The following is a 15,807-nucleotide window of genomic DNA, read 5'->3' on the forward strand; positions in this document are numbered from 1 at the left end:
CGTCAGTCGCAGACGGCCCCGTATGACGCCGAGCCGACCAGCTTCGAGTACTTGGCGAGCACGCCACGGGTGTAGCGGGGCGGCAATGGTTTCCAGCCCTCCCGGCGGCGGGCCAGTTCTGCGGGGTCGATCAGTAGGTCGAGGGTGCCTGCGGCGACGTCGAGGCGGATTTGGTCGCCGTCGTGGACGAAGGCGATCGGGCCGCCGTCGACCGCCTCCGGGGCGACGTGGCCGACGCACAATCCGGTGGTACCGCCGGAGAAACGCCCATCGGTGAGCAGCAGCACGTCCTTGCCCAGGCCGGCGCCCTTGATGGCCGCGGTGATGGCGAGCATTTCGCGCATTCCGGGACCGCCCTTGGGGCCCTCGTAGCGGATGACCACCACGTCGCCCGCCGCGATCGTGCCATCCGCCAGCGCGTCCATCGCGGCCCGTTCGCGATCGAAAACCCTTGCGGTGCCGGTGAATACGTCGGAGTCGAAGCCCGCGGACTTGACCACGGCGCCGCCGGGGGCGAGGGATCCGGCGAGGATGGTTATGCCGCCGGTCGGGTGGATCGGGGATGTCATGGCCCGCACCACTTTTCCGTCGGGGTCCGGCGGGGCGATATCGGCGAGGTTCTCGGCCACCGTCCGGCCCGTCACGGTCAGGCAGTCGCCGTGCAGCAGCCCGGCGTCGAGCAGCGCCTTCATCATCACCGGCACGCCGCCGATCCGGTCCACATCCGTCATCACATGTCGCCCGAAGGGTTTCACGTCGGCGAGGTGTGGCACCCGGCGCCCGACCCGGGCGAAATCCTCCAGCGTCAGATCCACCTTCGCATCGTGTGCGATCGCCAGCAGGTGCAGTACGGCATTGGTGGAGCCGCCGAATGCCATCACGACGGCGATCGCGTTCTCGAAGGCTTCCTTGGTGAGGATGTCGGCGGTGGTTATCCCGCGCCGCAGCAATTCCACCACCGCCTCGCCACTGCGCCGCGCATAGCCGTCCCGTCGCCGGTCGGTCGCGGGCGGCGCCGCACTGCCCGGCAGCGACATGCCCAAGGCCTCGGCCGCGCTGGCCATGGTGTTAGCGGTGTACATCCCGCCGCAGGCGCCCTCGCCCGGGCAGATGGCGCGCTCGATGGCGTCCACATCCGCGCGACTCATCAACCCGCGCGAGCAGGCGCCGACCGCCTCGAACGCGTCGATGATCGTCACCTCGCGCTCGCTGCCATCGGAGAGTTTGGCGATACCGGGCAGGATCGAGCCCGCGTAGAGGAATACGCTCGCCAGATTCAGCCGCGCCGCCGCCATCAGCATGCCCGGCAACGATTTGTCGCATCCGGCGAGCAGCACCGAACCGTCGAGCCGCTCGGCCTGCATCACGGTCTCGACGCTATCGGCGATCACCTCCCGCGATACCAGCGAGAAATGCATGCCCTCATGACCCATGGAAATACCGTCGGAGACCGAAATGGTGCCGAATTCCATGGGATACCCGCCGCCCGCGAATACGCCCTCCTTGCAGGCCTTGGCGAGCCGGTCCAGCGACAGGTTGCACGGCGTGATCTCGTTCCAGGACGAGGCCACCCCGATCTGGGATTTGCCCCAGTCGCCGTCGTCCATGCCGACGGCGCGCAGCATGCCACGGGCGGCCGTCTTCTCCAGACCATCGGTGACGTCGCGGCTGCGCGGCTTGATATCGGGAGCGTTCGGATCATTCGCCATGGCCACATCATTCCTGCCCGGATCGCCGAGCGGCGCCGACCACGCCGATCACGGTGAATTTCAGCGCGTGCCGATTCGCTGGAGCAGATCCAGCAGCGTTGCGCGTTCATTGGCGGACAATGCGGCGAAGGAGTCGGCCAGCACCTCGTTCGCGACCTGGTTTCCCGCGCGCAGCACCTGCTCGCCGGCGGCGGTGAGCCGGTGCTCGATGGCGCGACCGCGGCCGGGCGTGCGTTCGATCAGACCGCGTGTCACCAACCGGTTGGCCAGGGTGCCGAAGGCCTGCTCGCTCTGAAATGTCTCTTCGGCCAAGGCACGGGCGGTGGAACCGGGGTTGCGGTCGATGGCGCGCAGCGCATCCCATTGGGCGAGGGTGGTGCCGATGGTCGCGAGCCGACCGTCCAGCGCGCGATGGTGGCGGTACTGCGCCTGTTTGACGGCGCGTCCCAGGGCTAGGCAGCGGCCCAACCATTCTCGTCCTGCACGGCGGCGCCGGTCCGGCCTCGGTGGCCGGTATTGCCGAGCAGCTGTCCCGCACGTCCCATGTTCTTACGCCAACTCATCCCGGTTGGAATGGCACACCGTTGGCATTCGACAGCATCGGCGACCTCGCGCGCGCCTATCTGGACCTGCTCGGCGACCGCGATCTGCATGACGTTCTCGTCATCGGCTCCTCCATCGGCGGCTGGATCGCCGCCGAAATGGCCGTCCGCGATCGCGAGCGCCGGATCGCCGGTCTCGTGCTGATCGACGCGACCGGCGTATGGTTCGACGACGAACCGATCACCGACTTCTTCGCCCTCGACGCCCACGGCGTGGCCGAGCACTCCTATCACGACCCGGCGCGCTTCTACCAGGACCCGGCCGATATCCCCGCCGCGCAATCGGCCGTGCGCCAAGGGAATATGGCGGCGCTACGGCACTACGCGGGCGACCCGTACATGCACAATCCGCAACTGCTCCCCCAACTCGCCGCCGTCACCACACCCACCCTGTTGCTCTGGGGCGAAAGCGACCGCATCGTCACCCCGGCCTACGGCGAAGCCTATGCCGCCGCCTTCGGCAATGCCCGATTCGAAATCATCCGTGCGGCAGGCCATTTGCCGCAACTGGAGCAACCGGAGGACACCTTCGCACGCGTCGAGGCATTCCTCCCGGCACTGCGGTAGTGGATCGACGCTCGAGCACCGCGGTAGCGGTCAGACGCGCCGATCGATCTCGCCCATATGCTCCTCCGCCCACATGCGCAGCGCGGCGAGGGGCACTTCAAGGGATAGCCCGAGGTCGGTCAGACGGTAGTGCACGCGGGGCGGGACTGTCGGTTCCACTCGTCGAGCGACCAAACCATCGGCGCGATGCGGCGGCCCGAGCGCGTGCGACGACTCGTGCTGATGGAATCGCTGCTGGGTACGCTGCCCGGCGCCGAGGACTTCCTCGCGGGCGGTCCACCCTGGTGGTTCGGCTTCCACGCGGTACCCGGACTCGCCGAAACCGTGCTGGCCGGAAACGAATCCGAGTACATCGACTGGTTTCTCACCGTCGGTACCCACGGGCGCGGTGTGCCCGCACGGATACGGGACGCCTTCGTCACCGCCTACACCGGCCGCGAGGCGTTGCGCTGTGCCTTCGCCTACTACCGAGCAATGCCGAGCACGGCACGCCAGATCGAACAGGCTGTCACGTCCGAGCGACTCACCGTGCCGACCATGGCCGTCGGCGCGCATCCGGTCGGCGACGCACTGGCACGGCAACTGCGCCCCATCGCCGATATGCTTGTCGCCCACGTGATTCCCGACTGCGGACACATCGTTCCGCTGGACGGCACCGCTGCCCTGCTCGACCTGCTTACGGATTTCCTTGCGGCCGAGGTCGATTCGGGGTTCCCAGGCGAAGGTGCCGGGTGACGAAGACGAGCAGCGCCACGAGTTGGACGGCGGCGGTGACGCTGACCACGGCGGTCAGGGAGCGGGTGTAGAGCAGGCCGAGGAGCGCGGATCCGGCGAAGGCGGCGAGCCCGCAACCGACGGCGAAAATGCCGAAGGCGGTGCCGCGTCGGTGCGCCGGGACAAGATCGGCGACCGTCGCGCGCAGGGTTGATTCCTGGACGCCGAGGACCGCGCCCCACAACAACGCACCGACGACGGCGGAGACGGTGTTGTCCCGGAACCCCAGTGGTGGGATCAGCGCCGAAAGTATCGGCACCGCAAGCAGGATTCGAGCGCCGATGCGGCAGGCTATGTGGGCGAGCCGGTCGCATGCGAATGCTCGGCGCACAAGCATCCGACACCCTTCTCGATCCACTCCTGACCATCCCATTCGGGGCGCCGAGCTATCAGCAGCGCGCGGACCTCGTCGACGATTGTCTGCTCGGCTACGGCCGAATCGCGGCGAATCCACGTCTCATCCCGCAGCATTCGCAGATAGTCACGCACATCGGCCAGCAGTTCCGAGCCGCCGATGGCACCATGACCGGGCACGACGATCCGCGGACCCTCGGCGGCCAGCCGTTCCATGACCGCAAGCCACCGGATTCCGGAAACGTCGGTGTCCTGGGGTGGAAACCAGGGGAAGATCGCGAACTGCCCGGACTCGACCAGATCCCCGGTGAACATGACGCCCGCCTCGGGCACCTCGACAACCTGATCGCCGTTGCTGTGCGCGCGACCGGTGGCCCGCAACCGCACCACCCGACCACCCAGATCGAGTTCATAGGACTGGTCGTAGACGATATCGGGCCATACCAGACGAACACCCTCGAGCTGGCGGGCCACCCCGGCACCGAGGCCGGTGAACATGTCGAGATATCCCGGCCCTTTCAGTCGTAGGTCCGATGCCTGATCTCGGTTGATCAGATAAGTCGCCACGCCGGCGAAGGTTTGTGCGCCGAACGCATGCTCGGGATGGAAATGTGTTGTCGTCAAATACAACTCGCGGCCATCGGCGATCTCGGTCGCGAATTTCAGCACCGTCTCGGCGTTGCGCGGCCCCATGCCCGTCTCGACAACCAGCACGGCATCACGGCCACCGATGACGCCGACATTCGGCACCAGCGGCACCCGCCGGTTCGGAATCACCGCGATGTCGCGGGCAATCTCTGTCGCATCCGTGAGATCGACAACAGGTTCGAGCATTTCGGCCATGAAGACTCCTCATGTGTGGGTGTGTGTTCCCAGTCCAGCGCGGGCCGATCGGCACGTCCAAGACCGATTCCGTACCCCCGATACCGTGCGGGTATCGTTGCCGCTGATGGACTTACGCCTGCTGCGATATTTCGTCGCGGTGGCCGAGGAACTGCACTTCGGCCGCGCCGCCGCACGTCTGCATATGTCGCAGCCGCCACTCAGCCGGGCCATCAAACAACTCGAGACCGACCTCGGCTGCGTCCTGCTGCACCGCTCGCCCATAGGCGTCGTACTCACCCCGGCGGGCACCGCCCTCTACGGCGAAGCGCGCCTCCTACTGACCCAGGCCGAGCAGGCCCGAGCCCGAGTCATCACGGCCGCGGGCAACGCCACACTCACCATCGGCACCCTTGCCGATAGCGCCGAGCAGGCCGGAACCCGGCTCGCCGCCGCATACCGGCAACACCACCCAGGTGTGCACATCCGCATCCGCGAGGCCGATTTCACCGATCCGACCACCGGACTCCGCGCTGGCCTCGTGGACGTCGCGCTCACCCGAACCCCGTTCGACCTGACCGGCATCGCAACCCATGTGCTGCGCGTCGACCGGATCGGCGTCGTGCTCCGCGCCGACGACCCGCTCGCCGATCGCGACAACCTGGGCCTACCCGATGTCGCCGACCGCCAGTGGTTCCGCTTGCCCGACGGCACCGACCCGCTGTGGTGCGCGTACTGGACGCAACCGCGCGGTCACGATAAGGCGGGCCCGGTCGTACGGACGGTCCACGAATGCCTGCAGGCCGTCCTGTGGAACGGCTCGGTCGGACTCATCCCGCTCACCCACGACCTCCCCGACGGTCTCACCGCGGTCCCGCTGATCGATATGCCACCCAGCGAACTCGTCGTGGCCTGGAACGACGGCGACGACAATCCTCTGATCCGGTCGTTCGCCCGCATTGCCGCCGCGATCTACCGCGCTGACCCGAGTGGATCGTCAGGGGTACCTACCCCGTGATGCTCGCGAACCCCATGGGCGGCGTGGCCGAGGGCCCCGTGCGCAGCACTGGGCGGAAGTCGGGTAGTGCGGGCAGCACGTCGGCGTTGCGGGCGGCATAGCAGCGCACTCGCGGAAGCATCCGGGTGACCTCGGCGCGCTCCACCGGTTCGGCGTCGATGAAACCAATGGTGTCCAGCGCCAATCCGAGCGTCTGCGCGATCCGGACCAGCGATGACGATTTGCGACCCCAGCCGATCTCGATGGCCGAGAACATATCGTAGAGCCCGTGCCGGTACAGCTTGTTCAGGGTGAGGTCGCGATCGCTACGGCTGGCGACGGCGTGCCAGATGCCGCGTTCGCTCAGCATATGTAGCGTGCGCAGAGCCGCGGGCCGTGGTGCGCCGCTGGTCGCGTCGCACACGACACCATCCCAGAGGGTGTTGTCCAGTTCCCAGACAAGACATCTCAGAGCCGGTGCCATCGCCTGCCCCTATCGGTTGGTCATCGCTGCCTCTCCTGCCGTGTCATCCGACAGATGGGTTACTAGCACACCATCCAGCGAACGGCACGTGTCGGGCAAGCCCCCGCTTTCTTGGGAGCCCGTCCGGCCGAGGTGATACTACCGGTACCGCCCGCGAATGCTCCTGTCAAAAGCCGTAATAGCGGCGAACGAGGCGTTCGTAGACGCGTGCCGGCGTGAATCGCCGGGTCCAGAAGGACAGCCGAACGTCGCTGCCGCACAGATAGGTCTGGCGTGGTTCGGTCGCTTCCAGGATCGTCCGCACCTTCTTGGCTACCGCCTCGGCGGGCTGTCCGGCCGCCAGATATCCGCTGACCCGGGCGAGCACCGAGATCCGATCGGGTGTGTACGCCTCGATCGGATCTGCAACGCGCACAGCGGAATCGATGATCGGGGTGACCGTCCACCCCGGCGCGAGCACCGACACATGGATGCCGAATGCGGCGGTCTCCACGCGCGCCGCCTCGCCGAGGCGTTCGATGGCGGCCTTGGTGGCCGAATACCAGCCGCCGTAGGGTTCGGCGATCGCGCCCGCACCGGAGCTGACCACGATCACGCGACCGTGGCCTTGGGCCCGCATGATCGGCAGTACCTCGCGCAGCACGCGGTGGGTGCCGATCACATTGGTGTCGACGAGCGCGGCGGCCTCGTCCGGATCGGTCTCCTCCACCGAGCCGACGATGCCGTAGGCGGCGAAGGTGACCACGGCGTCGATGCGGCCGTGCCGGGCGTGCACCGACTTCACCCAACCGCGCACCGCCTCGGTATCGCGGACGTCGACCGCGCTCACGCCTTCGCGAGCGAGCTTGTCACTGCCTTCGACGGTATAGCCGACGCGTGCAAGGTATTCGACGGTTGCCGCACCCATGCCGTTCGCCGCGCCGGTCACCAGCACCACGGTCATAGCGCACACACCTTCAGCACCTGGGGCAATACCTCCAAGCGCGCCGATTCGACGATCGTGATCTCGCCGTCCAATTCCAGCGGTGCGGGTGCGGCCGGGCGCAGTTCCACCGCGGTGTCGCGGTGGCAGGTTGCCAGCGTGGAGCCCGCGAACTTACCGCGGTAGAGCCCCGCGATCAGACCCAGAATTCGGGCGCGGCCAGCGGCTTCCCAGATATTCACGTCGAAATGACCGTCGGCGCGGGTAACCGGGGTGTCGTAGTACATGCCACCGGCGAAGTGCACGCTCTTGAGCACGCCGACATTCGTGATCGGGGCGGTGTGCACCCAGTCCGAGCCACGCAGCTGAATGGCCAGCGGCTGATGGGTGGCGATATTGCTCAGCGCGGTGGCGATAATGGCCGCCTCGACATTGCGGGATTTCAGCCAGCCGATCAGTCCGCGGGCGTGGTTGAACGAATGATTGCCTGCCGCAACGAGTCCCATGCTCGCATTGAGCAGGAAGTAGCGGACCATCCGGGTGCCGTCGGGCAGCAGCATGGTCGCTTTGCCCACGTCGACGATCTCGGCCGGACCGAGCCGGACCGGGATATCGGCGATTCTGGCGCGCCCCGGTTTGTGGAAATCGTTGGAGCTGCCGAGACCGACCGCGCCCAGCGCGGTCTTTTCCGCTCCGCGACGCGGTCGGTCGGTCTCTGGGTCCATGATCGCATTGAGGACCAGATTGACCATGCCGTCGCCGCCCGCCGCCACAATGACATCGGGTGCGTCCGACTCGAAGCTCGCGCGCACCAGCTTCTCGGCTTGCTCTGCGTCGCTGGGCATTTCGACGGCGAGGTCGGTATCCCTCTCGCGCAACGCGTGTTCCACCGGACGCCACCGCTGTAGCGCCGTCCCGGCATTGGATTGTGGATTCAGGACGACGAGCACTACTCCTCCTCGATACCCAGCCACTCGCGCAGCCGAGGCCAACCACCGGTACTAACCAGCCCGGTTTCCGAACAGTCTTGTGGGACAGCCGATTCCGACACATTCACCAGAAACACCGGTATCCCGATCCGGGCCGCCGGTGCATCGTTGGCGGCATCGTTGCCGATCATCACGCACTCCCCCGCTTCCGCGCCGAGCCGGTCGAGGAGTTCTCGATAGAACTCGAGGCGCGGCTTCGAACGGCGCATGTTCTCCCCGCTGGTCCGGAAGGTGAATGCGGACGGGTCGTAACCGCCCCAGCCCAGCCGGGTGGTGACCGTGCTGTCCGGCCACAGCGGGTTGGTCGCCACCACCTGCATGGTGCCCGCCTCCTGGAGCCGGGTCACCGTATCCAGGGCCCACGGTTCGGGCGGAAAACACGCCCGCAGTCGTGGAAACCCGTGCTCCGCCAGGCTCTTCAGTTGGGTCGCGACGGCCTCGGGTGCGACGTCGATCCGGTCGGCGAGGAGCCGGACCATGAGTTCGGTATTGGTGTGCTCGGTGTCGTTGGCGCGGACCTGCTTCAGCACGCCGTAGAGGACGCGCAGAAACCGATGCCGCGGGGTCAACTCACGAAACGCCTGCGCGGCCGCGAACGGCATCAGCGTCTTGAACCTGCGCCGGCGCAGTCGCACCAGGGTGCCGTCCAGATCCCACAGCACCGTCCGATAATGGGGCCCACCCGCGTCCCGGCCGCCGCCCCTGGTCGAGTCGCTTCGCGACGCTGTCATTCCTGGCTGTCCAGTACCGCTTGCAGGTCTTCTCGGGTCAGACCCAGCCGCGCCGCGTATTCGTCGATACCCGGACGTTCGGTCGCGCCGGTGCCGAAACCCGCCCGGTTCGCCAGTTCCGAGCCATAGGCGGCGCCGAGGTCGAAGACCGTCTTGGCCAGTGCCGCCGGGAACAGCCAGCGGCCGAGGTCGCGCTGGAATACCCGAGTCAGGCGGTAGGGGGCGGAGATTCGCGCGCCGAGGTCCGATAGCGCCGACGGGTCGCGCAGCGAACTCATCTTGCGCGCCTCCGCGCCGGGCACCAGCAGCAGATCCGACCACAGCCGCCCGAAGCTGCCGCGCTTTTCCGTGGCGACCGCGGTCATATTGAATTCGGTGTAGGCCTTCTCGATGCGCGAGGTGTGGGTGGAGCGGCTGCGCAGCAAGGCGTGGATATCCGCGGTCTTGCGGGCGGTGTCGTAGCGGGTGAAGCGGTTGACCTTCGGGGCGATCCAGCCGATCAGAGCGGCGAACTCCGGATTGGGTACGAGCCGGTCGGCCAGCGAAAGAGCGTGGTACATCAGGCTTTCGCTGCCCGCCTTGGAGATTTCGCCGGCGAGCAGGTCGTAGTCGAGCTCGGTCGCGTAGCGGGCCAGATTCCAGATATCGGCGAGTTCGCGCACACCGGTCTTGTAGTAGGGCAGGTGGATGCCGAGGTGGTGCAGGTTGTCCTCGTGCGACATGGCCCAGGCGGGGACACCGTAGAAGTCGATGCGCCGCACGCGCTTCCAGATGGCGGCGTAGTCGATGGTGTAGGGAGCCAGCGGGGTGATCAGGCCCCAGTGCGTGCCGACGACCAGTGCCCCGTCACGGGAGACGAACGACGGCAGATGGTGCGAGCGTTCGGCGCGGACCTTGGGCGCCTTGCCGAGCAGTTCGGAGGTGGCGAAAAGTCCCAGCTCCCGGTAGATCTCGATGACGGTGTCGACCTGATCGAGTTCGACGAGGATGTCGAGGTCGTTCATGCGCTTATAGCGCGGATCGTGGTAGATCTCGGTGGAGAACAGCATGCCCTTGAGCACCACACAGCGCACGCCGCGTTCGTCGAACCGGCGCAGCAGCTCGCGGGCACCGGCCAGACGCCGATCGTTCACCGCGGCAATGTGATCGGTCACGCTCGCGAACTGCGTGCGCACCAATTCGGGTACGAGTTCGTAGAGTTCTTCGGCTTCCAGGCGGCGCTGCACCAGCGGAACCGTGGCATTGAGCTCGGCCAGCTCGAAAACTTCGGCCCAGTTGGTGATCTCATGGGCGAGCTTCGCCAACTGGGCCCGCTCGTCGGCGCTCGGAGCGGCCAGCGCGGCGTGCACCAGCAGGCGTTCGGAAGCCGTTGCGCCCGCGGCGATCTCGGATCCGGTCATATCAGCGGATTCCTTCGTGTTCGGTGGTGCCGATTTGTTCGGGGTGGAAGGCGAAGCGGCGCGCGACGGTCGAGATCTTCTCCAGCGCGAAATCGAGCTGCTCCCGGCTGAGGGTGGCCATCATGCTGACCCGCAGCCGCTGCTGTTCGCGTGGCACGGCCGGGAATTCGACGCCGTTGACGAAGACGCCCTCGGCGTGCAGCGCCGCCACCACCTCGGCGACGGCCAGGTGCTGCGGCACCAGGATCGGAATGATCGCGGTCTGCGGATCGACGGTGAAGCCCATCCGGCGCAGTTCCCGCACGAAATAGTCGACATTGTCGTGCAATTGGCGGACGCGCTCGGGATGCGCGTCGATGAAATCGATGGCGGCGAGCACCGAGGCGACCACCGCGGGCGCCAGCGATGCCGAGAACATGTACGACCGGGCGAAGAAGCGCAGTGTATCCACCAGGTCCTTCGAGCCGGCGACGAAGCCGCCGGTGGTGGCGAACACCTTCGAGAATGTGCCCATGTACAGCTCGACCGACCCCGGGCCCATGCCGAAATGCTCTGCCGTGCCATGGCCCTTCGCACCGAGCACACCGGTGCCGTGTGCGTCGTCGATGGCCAGCCAGGCCCCGAACGAATCACACAGTGCCCGAATCTCCGGCAGCGGTGCGATATCGCCGTCCATCGAGTACACGCCCTCGACGGCGACCACGATATTCGCGCCCGGATTGCGCCAGCGGATCTGCATCAGCCGGTGTCGCAGATGCCGAAGGTCATTGTGGTCGAAGGCCATCGAGCGGACCCGACCGAGTTGGATGCCATCGTAGAGGCTGGCGTGGCTCTGCTCGTCGTAGAGCAGGATGTCGCCCTTGCGCAGCAGTCCGGTCACCCAACCGACGTTGGCGGCATAGCCGGAGGAGAACACCAGCGCGGATTCGCAGCCCTTGGTCTCGGCCAGGCGTTCCTCCAGCCGCCGATGCACCGAGGTGGTGCCGTTCAGCAGCGGCGGCCCGCCATGGCCGACGCCGAACTCGCGGACGGCACCGATGGCGGCCTCGACTATCTCGGGTTCGTTGCCGAGGCCCAGGTAGTTGTTCGACCCCAGCATGATCAGGTCGCGGACCGCGCCGCCGTCGGGATCGCGGACCCGCACGACGGGTCCGGCGGGTCCGGTGATCTCGCGGAGCACGAATCCGGTGCCGCGCGCATTCGCGACATAGGGCCGGAACTCCTCGAAGCGCTGTTCGAAGGTGTGCGCGGCGGGATCGAGATAATGTTCGAGGCTGAAGTTCTCGCCGTGCCCGGCACTGGTCTCGGGTGGGACGGCTGCGGTGGAAGTCATGAGCGGTGTTCCTGAACGATGGTTGCGGTTCCGGCCTTGCCGTCGAGAATCAGCACATCCCCGTTGGCGACCAGGCGGGTGACGCCGGGGACGCCGACGACGGTGGGGATGCCGAGTTCGCGGCCGATAATGGCGGTGTGCGAGAGCGGGCTGCCCTTCTCGCTGACCAATCCCCCGGCCGCCACCATGAGGAAGACCCAACCGGGATCGGTGCTGGCTGCGACCAGGATCTGGCCGTCGACGACCACATCCGGCTCCGGTGTGGTCAATACCAGCGCGGGGGCTTCGACTCTGCCCGGCGCACAACCGATTCCGCGCAACACACTACCGGTATCCCCGGTCGGGGTCGGATGTTCGAAGGACGGATCGTTGATGCCGACGGCAGCGATACCCGCCGTGACGATCCGGGTCGGCAACTCCTCGGCGCGCCACCGCTCATGGTCGCGTTTGCGGGTGGCGACCGTGCGCGCGGCATCGGTGTCGACGGCGGTGCCCCGGGTCAGTGCCGCGATCTCCTCGTAGGTGAGCCAGAAGATATCGCGCGGATCGTCGAGCAGTCCGGCCGCGTGCATCTGCCTGCCGTATTCGCGGAACACCCGCTTCACCAGGCCGAAGGATCGGCTGCGGCCCAGCCGCATGTTCTCGCGTTGCTTGACGTGCTCGCGTGCGCGGCCCAGCGCGAACCGGAATGCCATCCGCTGCACGAACTTTCCACGGAACAGCGCCGCCGCGGTGTGCTCGGCCTCGCGGCGGATCAGCTTCTCGCGGGCCGCCATCTCGTCGATGTTCTGACCGCCGCGCAGGTAGTTGCGCAGCATCGGCACCAGCCGCTCCGGATGTTCGCCGAGCGGGTCGGTTTCCAGCTTCAACTCGTCGACGGTACGGTCGCCGAAGAGTGCGATGTGGCGCAGGCAGGCGGCACGGAATTCGGCGAATCCGGTCTGTGCCAGGGCCTTCCACACTTCGTTCGGCTCGAGCGGCCCCTCGAACAGTTCACGTAAAGCGGTATCGGATCGGACCGTGTCGGTCAGCGCGAGCGCCGAGCGCACCGGGTCGACGCTGTCGACACCCTCCTCGCCGCAGAACAATTCGTTGCGCAGCGTGATGGCGGCCGTCTCGGTGAGACCTTCGCGTTCCAGCAGCAGTCCGACGACGTGGAACATCTGCTGTGCCAGGAAGTCGTTGAAGATCTGCACCGCGTAGGCGGGCACGAGTTCGTGCAGGCAGCGCTCCACCCACTCCAGCAGTGCCTCCGGATCCCGTTCCCGCTCCGGTGTTTCCGGGGCCAGCCGGTGGTCCAGATCTGCGGTGAAGGACTGCAGTTCGGTGAAGAACGCGCGTAGTCGGCGCGGCAGCCGCAACCAGCCGACGGTGATGATGGCGGCGATGCGCAGCCGCAGCATATACATCTTCGCCCGTGCCAGACCGCGTTTCGGTCCGGCCGGACGCTGGTAGCGGTTCTCGATATTGAGCGCCGCCTCCCAGCCCTCGATGGCGAACTCCATGCCCGGAATCTGCAGGAACAGCCGATACCAGTTGCTGATGTTGTAGTAGATGCGGCCGTGCGCGGTGCCGACCAGATACGGGTACAGGCTCGCGGCATTGCGGTCGACGATCGCGTCGGTGGCGCCGAAGTCCTTGTGGCAGGCGCGGAATACCTGCTCGTAGGCATTGCGCAGGATGGAGAAGGTCAACGGGCTGGACAGGCCGGGATAGGACTCGGCGACATTGACATTGTCGAAGATGGTCTCGCGCGCGCCGGTCGCGGTGATCGGACGAGCCTGGAGCAGATAAAGCACCCCGCCGGCGTCATAGGCCCACTCGACATCCTGTGGCGCGCCGAAGGTTTCGGCCAACGCCGTCGCGGTATCAACGAGTTCGACCACTCGCGCGTCGGTGAGGGCTTGCTCCGTGACGGCAGCGACCTGCTCGATGACCGTGCCGGAACCATCGGCGGCCACCACGACCCTGCTCTGCTTCTCGGCAACCGAGCGAGACACGATCGTGCGCGCGGCGGTATCGACGAAATAGGTGTCGCACTCGACGGTTCCGGCGACCACGCCCTCCCCGAGGCCGAGCGCGGCCGACACGACCGCCTCGGCCGGATCGCCGGTCTGCGGGTTGCAGCTGAAGACGACACCGGAGACCGCGCTGTCGACCAGCACCTGCACCAGGACGGCGCAGTCGATCTCGGCGTTGTCGAGGCCGCGATGCGCCCGGTAGAACAGCGACCGCTCCGAGTAGGCGGAGGCGAGCACTTCCAGTACCGCCGCGGATACGTCCGCGGGCGCGACATTCAGCAGCGTGTCGAGTTGACCGGCGAAGGAGTCGGTCGCCGAATCCTCGCCGCTCACCGAGGAGCGCACGGCCAGTCGGACACCGGATTGCGGTGTGCGATCGACGATTTCGTTCGTATCCGCGTCGAGTTCGGCTCGGATATCCGCCGGAATCACCTGGGCGAGAATGATCGCGCGGATCTTCGCCGACACCGCGCGCAGTGATGCCGGATCGGTGTGGTCGAGCGAATCCAGCGCCTCGGCAATGGACTCACGGATCGGGTCGAGGATGCGAGCGCAGGCGGCCGAACTCAGCACCACGAACGGCGGCACCTGGTATCCGTTCGCCACGAGCCTGCCGAGATTCGCCGCCTTGGCGCCCACTTGCGCCGTCAGCGTCGCATCGGCGGCCAGTGCGATATCACTGACTGTAGCGCTCATCTTGCGGCCTCCTGCATGGTCTCGACCGTCGGCGTCGCGGCCACCCGCCGGGTGAGCCGCACGAGTACCGGATCGGGGGTATTGGAGATCTCCGGGTTCTCCCGCACCCGCATGCCGTTGACGAGTTCGATGTCGTAGCGGGCCAACAGCATGGCGACGCCGACCCGCACCTCCATCAGCGCCATATGCTGGCCGACGCACAGGTGCGCGCCCCAGCCGAACGGGAAGTAGCGGAATGGCGGGCGGGCCTTGGTCTGGTCCTTGGTGAACCGGTCGGGATCGAAGGTCAGTGGGGAATCCCAGAATTCGGGGAAGCGGTGATTGACGAACGGGCTGATCACCACGATCGCGCCCGGTTGCAGATCGAAGCGGTCGAAGCTGTCGGGCTCCAGTGCGGTGCGACTGAATGCCCACGCCGGTGGGTGCAGGCGCATCGCCTCGTCGATCGCGCGACCGGTCAACTCCAGTGTGGGCAGCGCGTGGCCAACGCCGTCGGTCAGCGCGAGCGCGACATCGATCTCGTCGCGCACGCGGTCGAGGACCGCTGGGTTGCGGGACAGTTCGTAGATAGTCCACGCCAGCGCGCCGCCGGTGGTCTCGTGTCCGGCGAGCAGGAAGGTGAGCACCTCGTGGCGCAGCTGCTCGTCATCCATGGCGTGCCCGGCGTCATCGCGGGCGGCGAGCAGCCGGGCCAGCAGGGAGGTCGCGTCGGCGTCGGCATCTCGATGCCGCTGAATCACGCTGTCCACCACGCGATGCAACCGTTCGAGCACGCCTCGGAAGCGCCGATTGGCCGGTGTCGGCACGCTCGGCGGCACCTGGACGGGCGCCGACATATGCCGCATGACCCACGAAACACCCTCGCGCACATCATTTTCGATCTGCGGCAGGACGCCGTCGATATCGGCGCCCATGACCGCGCGGCACACCACATCGGCCGCGAAGCCCATCACCTCGGGAACCAGGTCGAACGCCTCGCCGGTCGCGGCATATGCGTCGAGACGGTCGAGCATGCGCTGCCCGCACTGTTCCATCAGCGGAATCTCGGTGTCGACATGGCGACGCGAGAAGGCCGGTTTGATCAAGGCGCGCTGGCGTTTCCACAGTTCGCCGCCGCTGGTGAGCAGACCGGGGCCGAGCAGATGGTTCAGGCTCTGGTAGCTGATGCCCTTCTCGTACTTGGCCGCATTGGTCACCAGCACCTGGTTGATATGGTCCGGATCGACCAGCAGGTGCAACTGCTGATGCACCAGGCGCAGCCGGACGCTGCCGCCATATGCGACGGCCTGCTCGTAGAACAGCGCGAGCGGGTCGTCGCGGTAATCCGGATACGCGCCCAAGGGATGTCGCAGCGACGGGCCGCCGAGTCGACGGCCATGGAGCTTCGGCTGCACACTCATCGCCGC

16 protein-coding genes are annotated in these 15,807 nt (G+C 67.0%); 3 read left to right on the forward strand and 13 right to left on the reverse strand.

Annotated elements, in window-relative coordinates:
- Window positions 1–2: 2 nt before the first annotated feature.
- Window positions 3–1,709 carry a dihydroxy-acid dehydratase gene (gene ilvD / locus ACHQ4I_RS17135; protein ID WP_420772777.1) on the reverse strand — a complete coding sequence of 569 codons (1,707 nt, stop codon included), beginning with the start codon at window positions 1,707–1,709 and terminating at the stop codon, window positions 3–5.
- A 60-nt stretch (window positions 1,710–1,769) separates the two neighbouring features.
- Complete coding sequence (locus ACHQ4I_RS17140) at window positions 1,770–2,177, reverse strand: MarR family winged helix-turn-helix transcriptional regulator (RefSeq protein ID WP_420772778.1); 408 nt, start codon at window positions 2,175–2,177, stop codon at window positions 1,770–1,772.
- Between the two features lie 11 nt (window positions 2,178–2,188).
- On the opposite strand from ACHQ4I_RS17140, the gene ACHQ4I_RS17145 reads away from it, so the two are divergent.
- On the forward strand, window positions 2,189–2,878 hold the full coding sequence (locus ACHQ4I_RS17145) for an alpha/beta fold hydrolase (protein ID WP_420773082.1): 690 nt from the start codon (window positions 2,189–2,191) through the stop codon (window positions 2,876–2,878).
- A 30-nt stretch (window positions 2,879–2,908) separates the two neighbouring features.
- Here the strand turns inward: ACHQ4I_RS17145 and ACHQ4I_RS17150 are convergent, their stop codons facing one another.
- Window positions 2,909–3,178 (reverse strand): winged helix-turn-helix transcriptional regulator, encoded by a 270-nt coding sequence (locus ACHQ4I_RS17150; protein WP_420773083.1) that lies wholly within the window; start codon window positions 3,176–3,178, stop codon window positions 2,909–2,911.
- On the opposite strand from ACHQ4I_RS17150, the gene ACHQ4I_RS17155 reads away from it, so the two are divergent.
- Window positions 3,065–3,613 carry an alpha/beta fold hydrolase gene (locus ACHQ4I_RS17155; protein WP_420773100.1) on the forward strand — a complete coding sequence of 183 codons (549 nt, stop codon included), beginning with the start codon at window positions 3,065–3,067 and terminating at the stop codon, window positions 3,611–3,613. The two genes, ACHQ4I_RS17150 and ACHQ4I_RS17155, sit on opposite strands and share 114 nt — an antisense overlap.
- On the opposite strand, the gene ACHQ4I_RS17160 is transcribed toward ACHQ4I_RS17155, so the two are convergent.
- Entirely contained in the window at window positions 3,555–3,911 is a 357-nt protein-coding gene (locus ACHQ4I_RS17160) for an MFS transporter (RefSeq protein WP_420772779.1), read from the reverse strand. The genes ACHQ4I_RS17155 and ACHQ4I_RS17160 overlap by 59 nt on opposite strands.
- A 32-nt stretch (window positions 3,912–3,943) precedes the next feature.
- Entirely contained in the window at window positions 3,944–4,849 is a 906-nt protein-coding gene (locus ACHQ4I_RS17165) for an MBL fold metallo-hydrolase (protein ID WP_420772780.1), read from the reverse strand.
- Between ACHQ4I_RS17165 and ACHQ4I_RS17170 the strand changes: the two genes are divergently transcribed.
- A complete protein-coding gene (locus tag ACHQ4I_RS17170; protein ID WP_420772781.1) occupies window positions 4,848–5,846 on the forward strand; it encodes a LysR family transcriptional regulator in 999 nt (332 codons plus the stop codon). The two genes, ACHQ4I_RS17165 and ACHQ4I_RS17170, sit on opposite strands and share 2 nt — an antisense overlap.
- On the opposite strand, the gene ACHQ4I_RS17175 is transcribed toward ACHQ4I_RS17170, so the two are convergent.
- The 8 genes from ACHQ4I_RS17175 to ACHQ4I_RS17210 form a co-directional block, all read right to left on the reverse strand.
- Window positions 5,836–6,309 (reverse strand): HAD-IIIC family phosphatase, encoded by a 474-nt coding sequence (locus ACHQ4I_RS17175; RefSeq protein WP_420772782.1) that lies wholly within the window; start codon window positions 6,307–6,309, stop codon window positions 5,836–5,838. The genes ACHQ4I_RS17170 and ACHQ4I_RS17175 overlap by 11 nt on opposite strands.
- Before the next feature lie 166 nt (window positions 6,310–6,475).
- Window positions 6,476–7,252, reverse strand: coding sequence for an SDR family NAD(P)-dependent oxidoreductase (locus tag ACHQ4I_RS17180; protein WP_420772783.1), 777 nt, complete (start codon window positions 7,250–7,252; stop codon window positions 6,476–6,478).
- Window positions 7,249–8,181, reverse strand: a complete 933-nt coding sequence (locus ACHQ4I_RS17185) for a diacylglycerol/lipid kinase family protein (protein ID WP_420772784.1) — start codon at window positions 8,179–8,181, stop codon at window positions 7,249–7,251. The genes ACHQ4I_RS17180 and ACHQ4I_RS17185 overlap by 4 nt, the downstream gene beginning before the upstream one ends.
- The gene (locus tag ACHQ4I_RS17190; RefSeq protein ID WP_420772785.1) at window positions 8,181–8,882 is read right to left on the reverse strand and encodes an HAD family hydrolase; all 702 of its coding nucleotides are present in this window, start codon (window positions 8,880–8,882) and stop codon (window positions 8,181–8,183) included. The genes ACHQ4I_RS17185 and ACHQ4I_RS17190 overlap by 1 nt, the downstream gene beginning before the upstream one ends.
- 65 nt (window positions 8,883–8,947) lie before the next feature.
- Window positions 8,948–10,351, reverse strand: coding sequence for a nucleotidyltransferase domain-containing protein (locus ACHQ4I_RS17195; RefSeq protein ID WP_420772786.1), 1,404 nt, complete (start codon window positions 10,349–10,351; stop codon window positions 8,948–8,950).
- A gap of 1 nt (window position 10,352) precedes the next feature.
- Window positions 10,353–11,684, reverse strand: a complete 1,332-nt coding sequence (locus tag ACHQ4I_RS17200) for an aminotransferase class I/II-fold pyridoxal phosphate-dependent enzyme (protein ID WP_420772787.1) — start codon at window positions 11,682–11,684, stop codon at window positions 10,353–10,355.
- Window positions 11,681–14,401, reverse strand: coding sequence for a PEP/pyruvate-binding domain-containing protein (locus ACHQ4I_RS17205; protein ID WP_420772788.1), 2,721 nt, complete (start codon window positions 14,399–14,401; stop codon window positions 11,681–11,683). The genes ACHQ4I_RS17200 and ACHQ4I_RS17205 overlap by 4 nt, the downstream gene beginning before the upstream one ends.
- Window positions 14,398–15,801, reverse strand: a complete 1,404-nt coding sequence (locus tag ACHQ4I_RS17210; protein WP_420772789.1) for a cytochrome P450 — start codon at window positions 15,799–15,801, stop codon at window positions 14,398–14,400. Before ACHQ4I_RS17210 ends, ACHQ4I_RS17205 begins: the two co-directional genes overlap by 4 nt.
- Between the last annotated feature and the right edge of the window lie 6 nt (window positions 15,802–15,807).

The sequence above is a fragment of the Nocardia nepalensis genome (genome assembly GCF_048910785.1).
Lineage (GTDB): Bacteria > Actinomycetota > Actinomycetes > Mycobacteriales > Mycobacteriaceae > Nocardia > Nocardia nepalensis.